Origin of the sequence: Treponema denticola (assembly GCF_024400535.1) — a bacterium.
GTDB classification, from domain to species: domain Bacteria; phylum Spirochaetota; class Spirochaetia; order Treponematales; family Treponemataceae; genus Treponema_B; species Treponema_B denticola_C.
Genome location: NZ_CP038800.1, coordinates 2,340,629 through 2,357,613 on the forward strand (window position 1 = coordinate 2,340,629; position 16,985 = coordinate 2,357,613).

The following is a 16,985-nucleotide window of genomic DNA, read 5'->3' on the forward strand; positions in this document are numbered from 1 at the left end:
TATGCCTATGGCAAAAAAGAGCACCAAAACAGGAAAAACAACTAAACCGGCAAAAAAAACCGGAAGAAAGAGAAGAAAAAAGTCAAAAATTAACTATACCGGAGCTATAGCCGGTTTTTTAGCGGTATCTGTAATAATGCTCGCCGTATTTTTGTTTATAATTCCTTCGGTAAAAAATAAAGATGAAACAGCGAATAAAACGCAAATTGCCAAGGAACAAGAAAAAATAAAAGAAGAAAAGCCTAAAATTGCCGAAAAGCCTCCTATCGAAAGCAAGGCTAAAGATAAGCATACCGAAAAAAGCAAAGAAGCTGAAACGCAGACCGCAAAAAATCTGCCTAAAGAAGCTGCAAAAAAGGCCGTACCCGATAAACTTAAAGAAACTGAAACACAGACAGCAAAAAATCAGACTAAAGAAAGCGAAAAGCCGAGCAAAGAAACCAAGGCAAAAAAGCCTGAAAGTCCTATAATTACGGACAAGCCTAAACCTCAAGAACAAGAGCCCGACTCTTCGGCCTACCCTATTCAGGACTTGCCTGAGCTTCCTTCAAAGGGAAAGCTTATTTTTGTGTTTGACGATGCAGGACACAACTTAGAACAGTTGCAGTATTTTTTGGACTTACCCTTTCCCTGTACCATAGCCGTTTTGCCTAAGCTGCCTAACTCAAGGGAAACGGCAAGAAGAATAAGGGCGGCCGGTAAGGAACTCATCCTTCATCAGCCGATGCAGGCCTTAGACCCGAATATAGATCCGGGAAAAGGAGCCGTTAAACCCGGCATGAGCCGTGAAGAGATAAAAAAAATCGTAGCTTCAAATGTAGAAGAAATCGGGCCCATAGCCGGAATGAATAACCACGAGGGTTCTCTTATCACATCCGACGAAGAAGCTATGGAGGCGGTGCTTGAATTGTGCAGGGAAAAAAACATATACTTTTTAGATTCCCGCACCAGCTCAAAAAGCGTTGTCCCTCAAGCTGCAAAAAAACTGAATATGAGCATTTGGGAAAGAGCTGTCTTTCTTGATAATAAAAAAGATAAGGCCTATATGAAAAAACAAATTATAGACGGCTTGGAAATTGCCTCACAAAGAGGTGAAGCGATTATGATAGGCCATGTGTTTACCGTAGATCTTGCAATTCTTCTAAAAGAAATGTACTCCGATTTAACTCAAGAAGGATATACATTTTCTACAATTTCAAAATCAAAAGGGAAATAAAATGAAGATATTAGGAATAGAAAGTTCTTGCGATGAAACTGCAGCGGCAGTCGTCGAGGACGGAAATAAAATTTTAAGCAATATCGTTGCAACACAAATTCCGTTTCACAAAATGTATAACGGCGTCGTTCCCGAAATAGCAAGCCGGAAACATACCGAATGGATTTTGCCCGTTGTTAAACAAGCCTTAGCAGAAGCCGGTCTGAGCCTTGAAGAAATAGACGGCATCGCCGCCACCGGAAGGCCTGGGCTCATGGGTTCCCTTTTAGTGGGGCTTACCTTTGCAAAAACCCTTGCATGGGCTTCAAATAAGCCCTTTATTGCCGTAAATCACATGCTGGGACATCTATATGCAAGCCATCTGGAAAATGATATCCCCTACCCATATCTGGGGCTTTTAGTTTCAGGCGGGCACTCGATTATCTGCAAGGTAAATAACTTTGACGATATTGAAGTCCTAGGTACCACAATCGACGATGCTCCGGGGGAAGCCTTTGACAAGGTTGCCAAGTTTTATAATCTGGGATATCCGGGAGGAGCCGTAATCGACAAACTCGCCAAAAACGGAAATCCCAAGGCGGCCAACTTCCCCATGCCTATAATCCACAAGGAAGGGCATAAGTACGATGTTTCCTATTCGGGACTAAAAACCGCCGTCATAAATCAGATAGACCAATTTTGGAATAAGGACTTTGAAAAAACACCCGAGAACATTGCAGCCGCATTCCAAACAAGGGCGGTAAAAATTTTGCTCAGGCCCCTTTTAGATGCTTCGATAGATACGGGCTTAAAAACGATAGTAGCAGGCGGAGGAGTTGCGGCCAATTCTTTGTTGAGGGAAAAACTTGCCGAGCACAAGGAATTAAAGTGCATATTCCCCTCGCTTAAATTCTGTACGGATAATGCAGCGATGATTGCAGGCCTCGGCTATCATTACCTAAAACGCGGAGACAGAACGCCCTTTACAGTCGAAGCCTCCGCCCGAGTTGAAGGCTTCAGCAAAAAAGGCAAGCAATAGGTAATTGATAAAAATCCTATTAGATTTTTATCAATTACCGACGAGTTTTTCATAAGTATTTCAATACTTATGAAAAACATCGCAAAGTTAATAGTAAAGGAAGATATTATGGATACGATGGAAAAATTTTATTCGGATGCAAGCCGGCTTGTAGAAAAGTCGCATGCGAACCAACTTGCAGAAAAGCTAAATAAGGACGGAGACACAGCAGCTTTTGACGCCCGCCTGACGGAAATCTTTTGCAAAGCGGTTTCGCTTTACGATAAGCAGGCCCAAGTTTTGGCAAACGATTTTGCCGACTATTGGCTTTCGGCCTATTCGGAGGGCAGACAAAAAAAAGAAGATGCAGTCGAATGGTTCTATCAAATATTTTCTCTTATTGCAGGCAATTTTGAAAAAGACATGGACTTTCCGCAAGAAGACTGGGAGCAGATAAATTTAATTATTTCTTCCGAGGCTGAAAGTTTGGACATGGACCTTTTAAATTCGATAATGACGGTGATTGTCGAGCGCAAAAAAATATAAGAAAATCCGTAAAAAAACAGCCCAATGGACGCCTAATAAATGCTTTCTTTTGAAGATTTCAGTTTTAAAGAATATGACTCATGCACTCTCTGCCCTAAAAATTGCAAGGTAAACCGCAATAAGGGCGAAAAAGGCTTTTGCCGCGAAACAAGAGATTTACGCCTTGCATGGGCAGGCCTCCACTTCGGGGAAGAGCCTCCAATCACGGGAGCCGGAGGTTCAGGCACAATCTTTGTTACGGGCTGCAACCTTCGCTGTTCCTTTTGCCAAAACTATCAGATATCCCAAGAAGGCATGGGAAGGGCTGTAAGCCTTGAAGAATTCGTAAACTTGTGTTTTATACTCGAAAAAGAAGGGGCCGAAAACATAAACATCGTTACAGGCAGCCATGCAATCCCAGCAATAGCCCTCGGCCTAAAAGAAGCAAAAGACCGAGGCTTAAAAATTCCTGTTGTCTGGAATTCTTCTGCCTATGAAGCCGAAGAAGCTATAAGCCTCCTTTCGGACTGCGTTGACGGCTGGCTTCCCGACTTAAAAACCTTAAACCCGCAAATTTCTTCTCAAGTTTTTTATGCGCCCGATTATCCCGAAACGGCAACAAGGGCAATCCTAAAAATGGCCTGCCTTTCTCCCTTAAAAATCTGTATGGAGAATAAAGAAAAATACCCTTTAGGAAAACTTTACTCAGGCGTCATAGTCCGCCACCTTGCCCTCCCCTCCCGCATTGCGGACTCAAGGGCCGTCCTAAGATGGTTTGCAAAAAATTTAAGAGGCAGGGCTCTTATTTCGGTGATGACCCAATACACTCCGGTTAAAAGAACAGCCGGCATAAAAAACTATTCTCTCTTTGAAAACCGTATGCTAAACCTAAAGGAAGACGAAACCTTAAAAGACCTCCTTTCAAGCTTAAAAATAGATGAGGGCTTTTACCAAGAGCTTGTCGCCTCCGATGACTGGCTCCCCGATTTTAACCGCGTACAAACCTTTTCATCGGAACTTTCAAAACCTTTGTGGCATTGGAAGCAAATTTCTTAAATTCTTGTAACCTTGTTATTATTATTTGTCTGTTTATGTGAATTTATATTATGCTAATTTGTAATTCGAATTTGTAATTCGAAGGTTGACAACTTACAATTTTATAAGTAAAATAAAAGGACTATAATTAATTAAGGAGTTGTTTATGAAAACAAGGATGAGATTTATCAGCTGTCTTTTAGCACTGGTAATAATTACAACAGGGGCCGCATGGGCACAAGACTCAAACACGACCCCTACTTCCCCTACAAATGATGCTACGGTAGGCTTGACTTCAACCGAAATAGATCAATTTGTAAACGTAATTGACTGGGGTAAAGTAAAATTCGACAAGGCTTTTGTCTTTACGGGCTTTGCACAGGGTAACAAAAACATGGTTGACCTAGGTGCCGCATTTAAGGCAGGCCCCTTATTTATCGGTTCTTGGTATAAGGGAAACCTAGGTGTTTTTGACGGTGAGAATAAGAAGAAGGTGCAAACCGAGATTACCCAAGGCGCCACTCCCGGTACTATTGGAAACAAAAAGCTTACAACCTCAGACTATGACAAGGAATTAAAAAAATATGATGCCGACCACATGGCAGTTATGCTTTTCGGTTTTGCTAATATGGGTATCAAAACCGGTTATTCTAGACAAGGACAAAATTATTCAGGTACGTTTTTTGGTATCGCTGATGGTGCTACCAAACCAGAAGGATTTATAAAAAATGATAACACTGCTACAGAAAGCAATAAACCTGAATATCTTAGTTCAATAGTTTATAGCCCAAATGGTTATATAAATGGAGCAATCCACAGACCCTTTGTGGACTTCGGTATGAATATTCCTCTGGGAGCTATGACTCTTTCGCCCACAGCTTCTCTTGAAGTTAAAATTTATGAAGGAAGCATAATTAATAAGCCTGGTCCTACTCCGTATTCTTATGAAACATTCTACGGTTTAGAGACGAAGACAGAGCAGGATTCAAAAGAAAAATACAAGATAACAAAGACTCAAAACGCCAGAAGCCATGCCCATGTAGGTATTACGGGAAAACTCGGTACGGGTCTTGCATTGGGAGACAGCCTTAATTCCGTTTTTAATTTCGGCTATGACTTTACCGTAAATGCTTACGGCAAAAACTATACGGCCGCAGACGGTACAAAACACAAGGTAATCGGTAATTATAGTATCACTACTGACACTGTAGTAGAAGATTACAATAAAGCTGTTGCAGGAGAACACAAGATAACTTCGACTTTTAAGGCCGACTTTATCAAAAAAAGCTACTTCAGCAATACTTTAAAAGCAGGCTATAAAGTAAAAAAGGACTTTACAGACCGCCTTTCATTATTGGCTGCTGCCGAGCTCCCCATTACCCTAAGCTTTGATAACAGCATTACCGAGAAGATCGACACAACAATTACTGACATGAGGTATCTTAATCCCTCAAATGCCCATAACAACAATGTAGAAACTAAAACGGTAACCAGCCCCGTCAAAACGGTTAACGAGGTAAAACTTAATATTGCACCGTCAATAAAGGCTGCCGTAAGCTATGCAGCTAAGCCCGGCCGCTTATTCCTCAACCTAGGTGCCGATATCAAATTTTTACAAGGTGAATTTACAAGTAAAAAGACCTCGTATGATTCGTTTGTAGAGAATACCAAAACAGTTACAAAGTATAATGACGGACACACCACAACCGTAACAACAGCAGTTTCTGCCCCACAGAGCGAATCTTTGGATAAGACAAGCTCCCATAAACAAATTGAAGCAAAGCTTGTAGGCGGTATACGCTGGAACATAGTTGAAAACTTTGCCTTCGACCTTGTTTATAGCGCATCGCTTTTGGACAACAGCTTTCTTTGGGTCAACTTTAAAGATCTAAAAATTGCATGTACAATAAAATTCTAACAGAATTAAAGGAGAAACGACATGAAAACATTAAAATTAGGAATGCTTGTTGCAGCATTAATGCTTATTACGGCAGGCTTCTTTGCCGGCTGTAAGGCTAACATAGCAACACCTGTCAGCCCCGACTCTTTTGCTCTCAACGCTGACGAGTATCAGACGGGGACAAACCAGTTCAACGTTCTGAACATTACTACGGAAAAATACGCAGACAAGGATGAGTACCGTGTTAAAGTTACATTTAACTATGCCGTAAATGAAGAAGGCGTAAAAAATGGAGTAAAATTCTATAAATTAACAGATGCAGCAGGTCAAAAGAGCTGGAAAATGCCCGTTATGACCGAAATTGAGTCTAAAAATTTAAATGTTGACAATGAAAAAGCTTATTTTACTATTCCTGCTAAAGATATAAAACTTTATGTATACGTAAAGGCTTCCGAAACAAAGGCTATTAACGGCATGAAGTTAAATCAGGATCTAGACGAAATTTGGGGCGAAGAAGGCGATGATGATTATGCATATGTTGATGATCTGGGTACAGCACCGGTTCTTACAGGTAACGTTCACCATAATAAGAAGGTAGGAGGTCTTAATGACACTTTAACTTCAACGCTTATTAATCCTGCTTTTAAAACAGGCACCGGTGCTGAAACGTATTTGGTAAAAAAAGTGGAAATAAATGCTACGAGCTTCCTTACTAATTATATTGACGGACCCGGTAATGGCGACCTTGATGCGGCATCTAAAACCGCAAAAATAGGAGAGTTTACGGACATTCTTAACAAGCATTTAAAATTAAAGCAATTTAATTGGAAAGAAAATAAGTGGGAAAACATTACTCTTGACTTCACATATGATGGCACCAACAAAAAATGGGTTTCGAACGTTACTGTAGAAAAGGATCGTTGCCTTGCATTTCAGTGGGAAAATATAAACGATATTAAGATGACCTTTGTAAAATATGCTTATCCTCTTAGACTTACCCTTAACAATAATACTCCTATACTTTCTGACAATTTTGCTGACGCCAAATCAGGTACCCTCTCTCTTGAAGAAGGCGATATCTGGCCTGATTTGGATAAGTTGACGGTTAACAGGTCAGTTAATGGACAAGTTACGATTACTTTAAGTGCTGCCGGTGTCAACTTTCCTTTTTATATAGAAAACGGGTGGCATGATGTTAAAGAAGACAATAAAGATTCTGCCAAAAAGCCTCTTTTTGCAGGTTTTAAGCCTGAGACTGTAGTAAAAGAAAACTTTAAGTGCACACGTACAGTTGACGGCAAAGAAGTGTTAATGTCCATAAGTCAGATTAGTCTCGTACAAAGTGATGTAATGAACTACCCGGAGGCTTTTGATACGATCATTATAAAATTTGCAGAAAACGTTCAGGCCGAGAATGTTTATATCAGTCCCAACGTAAGGTCTGCTGCATTTGAAGGTTCTTATAATGACGGCGGTCTTAAAGGAAAAAAGATACCTGAACTTTGCTTTACAAACATCAAGGCTTCTGAAAATCCTTATGAATGGAAGGGCTGGTTAAAAAGACAATAGGTTTTAACCGCTTGTAAAAATGCAGCTTAAAAATGGGATGCCCCCTTAAGACGGGCGGGCATCCCGGCCCCTAAACGGGTAAGCAGCCTTACAAAAAACGCCCAAGTCTAGACTTTGTTCCAGGCTTGGGCTTTTTTTGTTTACCGGCATTTTTTTTAATTTAACAGCAAAGATTGTTTGTAATAGATAGTAAAATTTGAAAAAAGAATTCGGAGTTTCTTCTGTTTTAATCTTGACCAAAAAATAAACTAAAAACTTTGTAATAATGCCGGATTCCAAAGGGCGGCAAGCCCTTTGGCAGCGCGAGAAAGAGAGGGGGTTATAGGGGGAGAGAAAACCCTGCTCTGAACGGGGTTTTCTCTCCCCCTAATTATAGAGCTTCCACTTCTTTTATAGTTAATCCTGTTCCTTCAGCTATTTTAGCAATATCAAAGCCAAACTGCTTAAAAGCCTTAGCCGTTTCGATAGCTTTTCGGTAAGAGCCTTGCGATATACCTTGTTCTATCCCCCGTTCTATGCCTTGTTCTATACCTTGCGATATACCTTGTTCTATGCCTTGTTCAATTCCTTGTTCAATCCCTTGCTCAATTCCTCGTTCAATCCCTTGTTCAATCCCTTCAGCAAAGGCTATTTCACGCTCTTCTGCACGCTGTACGGCTATATCCGTTTCATAATCATATTCTGCTACTAACATATTTAATACCTCCTTAGTCTTGCGTTTTAGATATTCACGCAAAATATTGTTTGATATGCATTCTTCAACGGCTTTTTCAAAGCCGTTTTGAGTATCTATTTCTTTCCATTTCCTTACCGTTTCCACAAATATACTGTATTCTTGCATTGTTTTATAGTTTTCCAATACAGGATGTCGGTTTTGCCGGTTTATGTTTATGACCTTAACGGTCAACTCAAGATTAGTTTCCCTTGTCTTTTCTGTAAAAGCATCCGATAGTTTTAATGTTTTATCGGAAGGATATGGCTCTTCTCCATTATAAAAAACATAAAATTCGGGAGTCGGAATGTTTAAGAGTTTACGGCTGTATTTTCTTTTGATTCAAAGAGGCTTTCATAAAGACGGCTGATGTATTCAAGACAACGTAAAGGCATATTGGGATTTATGGTAGATTGATGTTCAGCAAGTACTATTATTTTGTTATCTACAAGATAGGATACATCATTATAAAATGTCATGTACAAAACTTGATCAAGGCGGATGTTTTTCAATTTCTCTATATCCGTAAGTTCGGTATTATGCAGAGCATTATATAGCGATAAAAAATTCTCTTTTGCCTTTTCATCTTCACTGAAAAGATCGACAAACACCGAATCTTTGTATTTTCTATTTGAAGTACTCATAGCAAGCCCCCTCTCCTGTTGTATTATACCATAGATTAAAGGGTTTTAAAAGGGTATATTTATAAGAAATTCTTTTATACTTACTCCTGTTCCTTTAGCACGTTGTACGGTTATATCTGTTTTATAATCATATTCGGCTACTAACATATTTAATAAAAGACTGTCTATAAGACTTCAATTTCTTCTTTGGAAAGACCTGTCATTTGCATAATAAAGTCAAGTTCACAATTTGCTTGTTTCATCAGTCTAGCCGTTTCGATAGCTTTTCGGTAAGAGCCTTGCGATATACCTTGTTCTATCCCCCGTTCTATGCCTTGTTCTATACCTTGCGATATACCTTGTTCTATGCCTTGTTCAATTCCTTGTTCAATCCCTTGCTCAATTCCTCGTTCAATCCCTTGTTCAATCCCTTGTTCAATCCCTTCAGCAAAGGCTATTTCACGCTCTTCTGCACGCTGTACGGCTATATCCGTTTCATAATCATATTCTGCTACTAACATATTTAATACCTCCTTAGTCTTGCGTTTTAGATATTCACGCAAAATATTGTTTGATATGCATTCTTCAACGGCTTTTTCAAAGCCGTTTTGAGTATCTATTTCTTTCCATTTCCTTACCGTTTCCACAAATATACTGTATTCTTGCATTGTTTTACAGTTTTCCAATACAGGATGTCGGTTTTGCCGGTTTATGTTTATGACCTTAACGGTCAACTCAAGATTAGTTTCCCTTGTCTTTTCTGTAAAAGCATCCGATAGTTTTAATGTTTTATCGGAAGGATATGGCTCTTCTCCATTATAAAAAACATAAAATTCGGGAGTCGGAATGTTTAAGAGTTTACGGCTGTATTTTTCTTTTGATTCAAAGAGGCTTTCATAAAGACGGCTGATGTATTCAAGACAACGTAAAGGCATATTGGGATTTATGGTAGATTGATGTTCAGCAAGTACTATTATTTTGTTATCTACAAGATAGGATACATCATTATAAAATGTCATGTACAAAACTTGATCAAGGCGGATGTTTTTCAATTTCTCTATATCCGTAAGTTCGGTATTATGCAGAGCATTATATAGCGATAAAAAATTCTCTTTTGCCTTTTCATCTTCACTGAAAAGATCGACAAACACCGAATCTTTGTATTTTCTATTTGAAGTACTCATAGCAAGCCCCCTCTCCTGTTGTATTATACCATAGATTAAAGGGTTTTAAAAGGGTATATTTATAAGAATTTTTTTTATACTTACTCCTGTTCCTTCAGCTCGTTGTACGGTTATATCTGTTTTATAATCATATTCGGCCTTTACAGCCGAGGCATCCGCCCGAGTTAAAGGCTGAAAATTTGGACATGGATCTTTTAAATTCGATAATGACGGTAATTATAGAGCGCAAAAAAATCTAAGAAAATCCGTAAAAAAACAACCCAATGTACGTCTAATAAATGCTTTCTTTCGGACTGTGTTGACGGCCGGCTTTCCGGCCTAAAAACCTTAAACCCGCTAATTTCTTCTCAAGTTTTTTACGCACCCGATTATCCCGAAACGGCAACAAGGGCCATCCTAAAAATGGCCGACCTTTCTCACTTTTCTTCGGAACTTTCAAAATCATTGTGGCATTGGAAGTTAAACTAAACTTACAAAAAAGACTAGACAAACTGAATAGAAAATATTAAACTCATTTTAATGAAAGAAAAAACAAAAGACGATACCATTATAATAAAGTTATCGGTATCGTTAGTTAATACTAACTTTATAAAACGAAAGTGGAGATAAACAATTATGATGCTTAACAGAAGAGTTATCGAATTGACAAAAGGTATTAAATGCAGCATTTTGCTTAAAGCCCTATTGGGTGTTGCCGTATCGGGAACTTATGTAGCTCAGGCCGTCTTGCTGGGTAAAATAGTGGGACAGCTTTATTCCAAAGAAGAATTATCCGTGGTAATACAAACTATCTTATACGTATCGGCAGTTATAGCATCCCGCCTTATTTTAATATATTACAATTCGGTTTACGGCAAAAAAATTATCGGCAAAGTAAAAAACATTTTAAGGCGCCGCATTTACGATAAACTGTTAAAACTGGGACCTGCATTTTTAGATGATGAAAGAACAGGTAAATTAGGCTCAACAATGGTAAGCGGAGTAGATTATTTAGAGGGCTATTTAACGCTATACATTCCGCAAATACTTGTGTGTGTAATTGCATGCGGTGCAATGCTCATTTATGTTTTTTCGCTGCATTATGTTTTAGGCATAATATCGACTGCAGCCTTAATCGCCGTATTGATTTCTCCCGTTGCTTTCGGGAAGATACTATCGGAATCTTCCAATGCACATTGGACGGCTTATAGAAATTTAACTGCAGAAATTTTAGACGGCATTCAAGGAATTACAACGGCAAAGACGTATAATGCACAAGAAAGGCTCGGAAAATTATTAAAAGAAAAAATGAGAACACTTTTTTCTGAAACTATGCGCAACTTAAAAGTAAACCTAGCCGAAATAGGTATTTCCAATTTTGCTTCCGGTATCGGTACAAGTTTTACCCTTGCCGTAGCAGCACTATTAACTTCTGTGCATATAATTCCCGCATCCTCATTACTTATTCTACTTTTTATGACCAACGAAGTCTTTAGACCAGCAAACGAATTGGCGGCATACTTTCATCAAGGTTTTATGGGCATAACCTCTATGAGCGGAATTTTTGCCTTACTTGATGAAGAAGAAAAAATAAAAGATGGGGGGACTAAAACCATTGACATAAAATCGGCCGATGGTTTTGAAATAAAATATAAAAATATTGAATTCGCTTACAAGCAAAAAAAGAATACGGTTTTTAAGAATTTAAATTTCACTGTTGCAAAAAATGAAAAACTTGCAGTTGCAGGAGAATCGGGAAGCGGAAAAACTACCATTGTAAATTTATTATTAAGGTTTTATGAGCCTACAAGCGGAAGCATTTATATCAACGGTACCGATATAAAAGACTTGACATTAAAATCTTTGCGCAGTTTAATTACGGTAGTTTCGCAAGAAACTTATTTGTTTAACGGAACAATAAAAGAAAATCTTTTACATGCAAATGAAGATGCAGATGAGGAGAAGCTTATAGATGCGTGTAAGGCAGCAAACATTCATTCCTTTATTCAAAGTTTACCGGAAGGTTACAATACAAAAGTTGGAGAAAGAGGGCTTAACTTTTCGGGAGGGCAAAGACAAAGAATTGCAATTGCAAGAGCCGTTTTAAAAAACTCACCGATTGTAGTTCTTGATGAAGCTACGTCCAGCGTGGATACCGAAAATGAAAATGAAATTAAACAAAGTCTTAATCACTTGTTAAGAAACAGAACAAGCATTACGATTGCGCATCGCTTAAATACAATTGAAAACAGTGATAGAATTCTGGTTTTGCTCAGAGGAGAAATCGTAGAAGAAGGTTCTTACAAGGAACTTATTTTAAAAGACGGATACTACAAAAAGCTTGTAGAAGCGCAACAAGGAGAAAATTAATATGTTTAAAGAAAAATATAAACCGCTTATTAAAATGACCAAATACATAAGCTTTTATAAAAAAGAATTTATTATTTCGATTATTTACGGAATATTTAACAGTGTTTTTGCTTTGCTCACCGTTTTAACGGGCGCATATATAGCTTCAGCGGCTCTGTTTAAAATGAGCACAGGAAAAATACTTTATCTTTTTATACCGCTGATTATTTTTATTATCGGCAAAGGACTTTTTGCTTTTTTGGAAATGTACGAATGTCATTTGGTTTCATACGGTGTAATCGAAAAAATAAGAAACCTTTTATATGATTCGATTTCCAAAACAGCACCGCAATCCACAGGCAAAAAAAGAAGCGGAAGTATTACCTCCGTGTTTGTCGAAGATGTTGAAGCCACCGAAGTTTTTTATGCTCACACCGCAGGCTCTTACATAATTGCATTTGTCTGCACTGTTCTTTATCTTACTGCATTAAGTTTTCTTTCATTTAAAATAAGCGCAGCCGTTTTTGCCGCCTGTATTCTTGTTGCAGCCGTTCCGTATTTTTTTAATCCTATTACAAAAAAAATCGGAGAAGAGATACGCGACGGTTTGGCTGAGGTAAATGCCGAAGCTGTAGATACGGTTCAAGGTTTACGTGAGATTTTAATTTTCGGCAAAGAAAAAAAATACATTGAAAAGGTTGCCGCCGACACCTTACGCTTAAATAAAAAAGAAATACGGGACGGGAGATTTAAGGGCTTACACAGTTTGGTAATAAACTTAATTACCTCCGCCGTTTTAATTTCAACAATATTACTTGCTCATTCGGAAGTAATTGCAGGCTCGTTAAAACCTGAAATGGTTTCGGTTGTTATAATATTTTCTCTTTTTGCCTTTGTGCCTATAATGAGTGTTTCGGTTACGGCAGGAGCTATGAATATTTCAAATGGAGCGGCAAAAAGAATTTTGGATATATTAGAAGAAGAACCGGCCGTTAAAGACAGAGTGCCATATATTCCGCAAAACAAATATTCGGTTAAGGGAAACATAGAATTTAAAGATGTAAAATTTTTTTACGAAAAAGGTATCGAAGTTTTGCACGGAGTTAATTTTACGGTTAAGGTCGGTGAAAGCATTGCCCTTACGGGTGAATCTGGAGCGGGAAAATCTACAATAGCGAATTTGCTTATGCGCTTTTACGAACCTGACAGCGGAGCAATTTATATTGACGGAAAAAACATAAAAGACATACACCAAAATTCCCTGAGGGATATAATCGCCTATGTACCGCAGGATGTTTATCTTTTTAATAAAACCATAAAAGAAAACATTTCCCTTGCCTGTCCCGATGCAAGCGATGAAGAAATTAAACAAGCTGCTAAGGTTGCGATGGCTGACGGCTTTATTAAAAGGCTGGAACAAGGCTACGATACCAATGTCGGTGAGCGGGGTGTTCAGCTCTCAGGCGGAGAAAAGCAAAGAATTGCTATAGCGCGTGCCGTCTTAAAAAATTCTCCCATATTACTGATGGACGAAGCCGTTTCCAATTTGGATAGTGAAAGCGAAGCACTCTTCCGGCAAGCCCTAAATAATATCCGCAAAAATAAAACCATAATAACGATTGCACATCGTCCTTCTACAATAAAAGAGGCTGACAGGGTTATAAAAATCGAAAACGGAAAAATAGTTTAAAATTTCAGCCTTGAATTTTATTCGGTTTATATGTATAATACTTCGGCAAAACATTGCCGGAGCACATAATGAATCAGGATATAGAAACAATCGTAAAAAATTGCAGGATTTTTTTTGGAACAAATAAAACAAAAAGCTATGAGTTTAGGATTTCTCAATTATTAAAATTACAGGAAGTCTTAAACCAAAACAAAAAAGAACTTTTAAATGCCCTTTATTCCGACTTACACAAAACCGAAATGGAAGGCTTCTTTTCGGAATTTGCTATCGTACGCGGAGAACTTAAATTTGCAATCAAGCACTTAAAAAAATGGATTAAGCCTAAAAGAGTTCCGACCTCGATTGCCCATTTTAAAAGCTCAAGTAAAATAATGTATGAGCCCTTCGGCACCGTACTCATCATGTCGCCGTGGAACTATCCTTTAAATTTAACCCTTGCTCCCTTGGTAGGCGCCATTGCTGCAGGAAACTGCGCCGTTGTAAAACCCTCAAATTATTCGCCTGCGACATCGGAGGTTATAAAAAAAGTAATCTCCGAAAACTTTCCGCCGGAATATATATCGGTAATTACCGGAGGGCGGGAAGAAAACTCAAAACTTTTGGAACAGCGTTTTGACTACATCTTTTTTACGGGCGGAACAACTGTCGGCAAACTCGTAATGGAAGCGGCGGCTAAATATGTAACCCCCGTAACCTTGGAGCTCGGCGGAAAATCTCCCTGCGTAGTCGAAAAATCGGCAAACTTAAAAGTTGCAGCCCGCCGAATAGCTTTCGGAAAATACCTTAACGCCGGACAAACCTGCGTAGCCCCCGATTATCTTTTAATTCAAGATGAGGTAAAAGAAAAATTTATCGAAGAATTAAAAGAGGCTTTAAAAGAATTTTTCCCCACGGAAACCTATTTGGACATGCACCTTCCCCACATCGTAAACGAAAAACATTTTGACCGCCTCATGGGTTTAATTGAAGGAGAAAAAATAATCACGGGCGGCAATGGAGAAAAAAGCAGAAAATTTATTGAGCCCACGGTTTTGGATAATATCACCTTTGATTCCAAAATAATGCAGGAAGAAATTTTCGGGCCAATCCTTCCCGTAATAAGTTTTAAGACAATAGAGGAAGCAATTAAACTGATTAAATCCCGCGAAAAGCCCCTAGCCTCTTATCTTTTTACAACCGACTCAAATATAGAAAAGAAATTCTTAAATGAGGTTTCTTTCGGGGGCGGCTGTATCAACGATACGATAGTCCACTTGGCAAGCGATCACCTTCCCTTCGGAGGAGTCGGCTTTAGCGGCATAGGAAAATACCACGGAGACGAAAGCTTTAAAGTTTTCAGCAATGCAAAAAGCATCCTAAAAAAATCAAACCTCATCGACATCAAGCTCCGCTATCATCCTTATTCCGAAAAAAAATTAAACATAATAAACAAGATGATGTAGGAAACGGGCTTTAAGAAATGGACACCGATAAACTTTTATCAAAGGGCCTTTTATCAGATGGTATTCTACTAAAGGGCTTAAAAGAATTAGGCATAAACGAAAAGACTCATAATAAACTCACAGAACTTTTAAACATTTATATGCGGGAACTTAAAATGTTTAACGCCTCATTTAACTTGGTAAAGGTTAAGGACGATGAAGAATTAATCATCTCCCATGTTTTAGATTCCCTTTCGGCATGGCATTTTTTTTATAACGAAATCAAAAATACTAATGAAGCTCTTCTTACAAGTGAGCCTTTTTATATTGCCGATGCCGGAACCGGAGCGGGCTTTCCCGGGATTCCCCTTGCAGCTCTCTTTATTTCTTTAGGCAATTTAGATGTAAAACTTTCTTTAATCGAAAGAATGCAAAAGCGATGCACCTTTTTAGAAAACATCAAGGCTGTTCTCCAATTAAGTAACACCGAGATTATCGAAAGCGAAGCCGAAAAAGCCTCCCAAAATAAATTTGATATTGTAACTTGCAGAGCTTTCCGCACCTTGGATAAGCACATCTTAAACACCCTTTTAAATCTTGCAAGACCTAAGGGTAAATTATTTTTATACAAGGCCATGGAAGAAAAAATAAATGAAGAGACGGAGCTTATCAAAAAAGAAGGTCTAAACTATAAAATAGAAAAACTTGATGTTCCTTTTTTAAAAAAAGAAAGACACCTTCTTATAATCGAAAAGCCTTAATCCAAGGTTTTTAATTCTACCGAAACTTCAAAGCCCTTTTCGTTTTTTGTAATCTCGGCAAGAGCATAGCGGCCTTCCATCAGGGCACCGGGGTTTACCAAAACGGTTTCGCCGATTTTATCGACCGCAAAGGACTCGTGAATATGACCCGACACAACCAAAAGAGGCTTATGCTTTTCGATAAAAGCAGTGATGCCCTTTGAGCCCACATGCACCATGGGAGCCACCTTATCGACCTTAGCCCCATGCGGAGGATTATGACAAACCAAAACCAAGTTACCGGCTTCGGTAATATTTGCTTTTTCAAAGGCATCGGTTAAATCTTTTACAAGCTCTTCATCGGTTCTTTCGTAAGGTGTAGTGCCTGTAAATTTGCTTCCGCCCCCGGAACCCGCAAAGATAAGCCCTTCAAAATTTTTTACCTCGCCCGTAATCGAAACACCGGCATCTTTTAATTTTTTTTCAAACTCAGGTTCATCGCAATTCCCCAACACGGCAAAAATATTTTTATGAATCTTTAAAAGCTCGTTTAAAAAAGGAGCCCCCGTTTCAATCTTTTTAAAAGCAGCAAAGTCCCCTCCGAAAATAAGGGCATCAACCCCATCGGCAACAGGTTTTATCCTTTTTAGTTTTTCAAGATCCCCATGCCCGTCCGAAATAATCAATAACTTCATAAGTATAAGCCCTCCTAAAGCGGTCTAGCCTAAAAATCGAATTAGATTTTTAGGCTAGACCAATTATACATTATTTTTGGGAAATGGTATATGGGAAGGAAAAGACTGTTGTTGTTCCGTTTGCCTACAGTGCAGTTGTTCGCGTTGTTGTTCCAGCTGCCGCCGCGTTTAACACGGTTAGAGCCTGACGCGGCACCTTATAAGGTCCATACCGTTTTTTAGCCAAAAAATTTTCGAGCCGCTAAAGCGGCTGACATAGTGCAGGTTAATCATTATTTTCAAAAATTTACTGCACCCAACAACACATTTTGCCTGTTCGGTTTCACCGCTTTACCGCCATGGACGGCGGT

At 38.8% G+C, this 16,985-nt stretch carries 12 protein-coding genes and 2 pseudogenes; 11 read left to right on the plus strand and 3 right to left on the minus strand.

The window, feature by feature from the left end; genetic code table 11:
- Nucleotides 1–7 precede the first annotated feature (7 nt).
- The 6 genes from E4N78_RS10970 (at nt 8) to E4N78_RS10995 (ending at nt 7,242) form a co-directional block, all read left to right on the plus strand.
- Nucleotides 8–1,216, plus strand: coding sequence for a divergent polysaccharide deacetylase family protein (locus E4N78_RS10970; protein ID WP_255810587.1), 1,209 nt, complete (start codon nt 8–10; stop codon nt 1,214–1,216).
- A 1-nt stretch (nt 1,217) separates the two neighbouring features.
- Nucleotides 1,218–2,234, plus strand: coding sequence for a tRNA (adenosine(37)-N6)-threonylcarbamoyltransferase complex transferase subunit TsaD (gene tsaD / locus E4N78_RS10975; RefSeq protein WP_255810588.1), 1,017 nt, complete (start codon nt 1,218–1,220; stop codon nt 2,232–2,234).
- A gap of 69 nt (nt 2,235–2,303) precedes the next feature.
- Nucleotides 2,304–2,759 (plus strand): hypothetical protein, encoded by a 456-nt coding sequence (locus E4N78_RS10980; RefSeq protein WP_255810590.1) that lies wholly within the window; start codon nt 2,304–2,306, stop codon nt 2,757–2,759.
- A 39-nt stretch (nt 2,760–2,798) separates the two neighbouring features.
- A complete protein-coding gene (locus E4N78_RS10985; RefSeq protein WP_255810591.1) occupies nt 2,799–3,794 on the plus strand; it encodes a radical SAM protein in 996 nt (331 codons plus the stop codon).
- A gap of 145 nt (nt 3,795–3,939) precedes the next feature.
- Nucleotides 3,940–5,691 carry a TDE2508 family outer membrane beta-barrel protein gene (locus tag E4N78_RS10990; RefSeq protein WP_255810592.1) on the plus strand — a complete coding sequence of 584 codons (1,752 nt, stop codon included), beginning with the start codon at nt 3,940–3,942 and terminating at the stop codon, nt 5,689–5,691.
- Nucleotides 5,692–5,712: 21 nt separating this feature from the next.
- Nucleotides 5,713–7,242, plus strand: a complete 1,530-nt coding sequence (locus tag E4N78_RS10995; RefSeq protein ID WP_255810593.1) for a hypothetical protein — start codon at nt 5,713–5,715, stop codon at nt 7,240–7,242.
- Between the two features lie 370 nt (nt 7,243–7,612).
- Here E4N78_RS10995 and E4N78_RS11000 read toward each other — a convergent pair.
- Together E4N78_RS11000 and E4N78_RS11005 are read right to left on the minus strand one after the other, a co-directional pair.
- Nucleotides 7,613–8,598, minus strand: a pseudogene (locus tag E4N78_RS11000) (Rpn family recombination-promoting nuclease/putative transposase).
- Nucleotides 8,599–8,762: 164 nt separating this feature from the next.
- The gene (locus E4N78_RS11005) at nt 8,763–9,761 is read right to left on the minus strand and encodes an Rpn family recombination-promoting nuclease/putative transposase (RefSeq protein ID WP_255810594.1); all 999 of its coding nucleotides are present in this window, start codon (nt 9,759–9,761) and stop codon (nt 8,763–8,765) included.
- Between the two features lie 285 nt (nt 9,762–10,046).
- On the opposite strand from E4N78_RS11005, the pseudogene E4N78_RS13875 reads away from it, so the two are divergent.
- The 5 genes and pseudogenes from E4N78_RS13875 to rsmG form a co-directional block, all read left to right on the plus strand.
- Nucleotides 10,047–10,178, plus strand: a pseudogene (locus E4N78_RS13875) (radical SAM protein); the annotation flags it as partial.
- A 198-nt stretch (nt 10,179–10,376) separates the two neighbouring features.
- Nucleotides 10,377–12,110 (plus strand): ABC transporter ATP-binding protein, encoded by a 1,734-nt coding sequence (locus E4N78_RS11010; RefSeq protein WP_255810595.1) that lies wholly within the window; start codon nt 10,377–10,379, stop codon nt 12,108–12,110.
- A gap of 1 nt (nt 12,111) precedes the next feature.
- Nucleotides 12,112–13,779, plus strand: coding sequence for an ABC transporter ATP-binding protein (locus tag E4N78_RS11015; RefSeq protein ID WP_255810596.1), 1,668 nt, complete (start codon nt 12,112–12,114; stop codon nt 13,777–13,779).
- A gap of 68 nt (nt 13,780–13,847) precedes the next feature.
- Nucleotides 13,848–15,221, plus strand: coding sequence for an aldehyde dehydrogenase (locus tag E4N78_RS11020; RefSeq protein ID WP_255810597.1), 1,374 nt, complete (start codon nt 13,848–13,850; stop codon nt 15,219–15,221).
- Nucleotides 15,222–15,238: 17 nt separating this feature from the next.
- Nucleotides 15,239–15,961 carry a 16S rRNA (guanine(527)-N(7))-methyltransferase RsmG gene (gene rsmG, locus E4N78_RS11025; protein ID WP_255810598.1) on the plus strand — a complete coding sequence of 241 codons (723 nt, stop codon included), beginning with the start codon at nt 15,239–15,241 and terminating at the stop codon, nt 15,959–15,961.
- Here rsmG and E4N78_RS11030 read toward each other — a convergent pair.
- Entirely contained in the window at nt 15,958–16,635 is a 678-nt protein-coding gene (locus tag E4N78_RS11030) for a metallophosphoesterase family protein (RefSeq protein ID WP_255810599.1), read from the minus strand. The genes rsmG and E4N78_RS11030 overlap by 4 nt on opposite strands.
- Nucleotides 16,636–16,985: the final 350 nt, after the last annotated feature.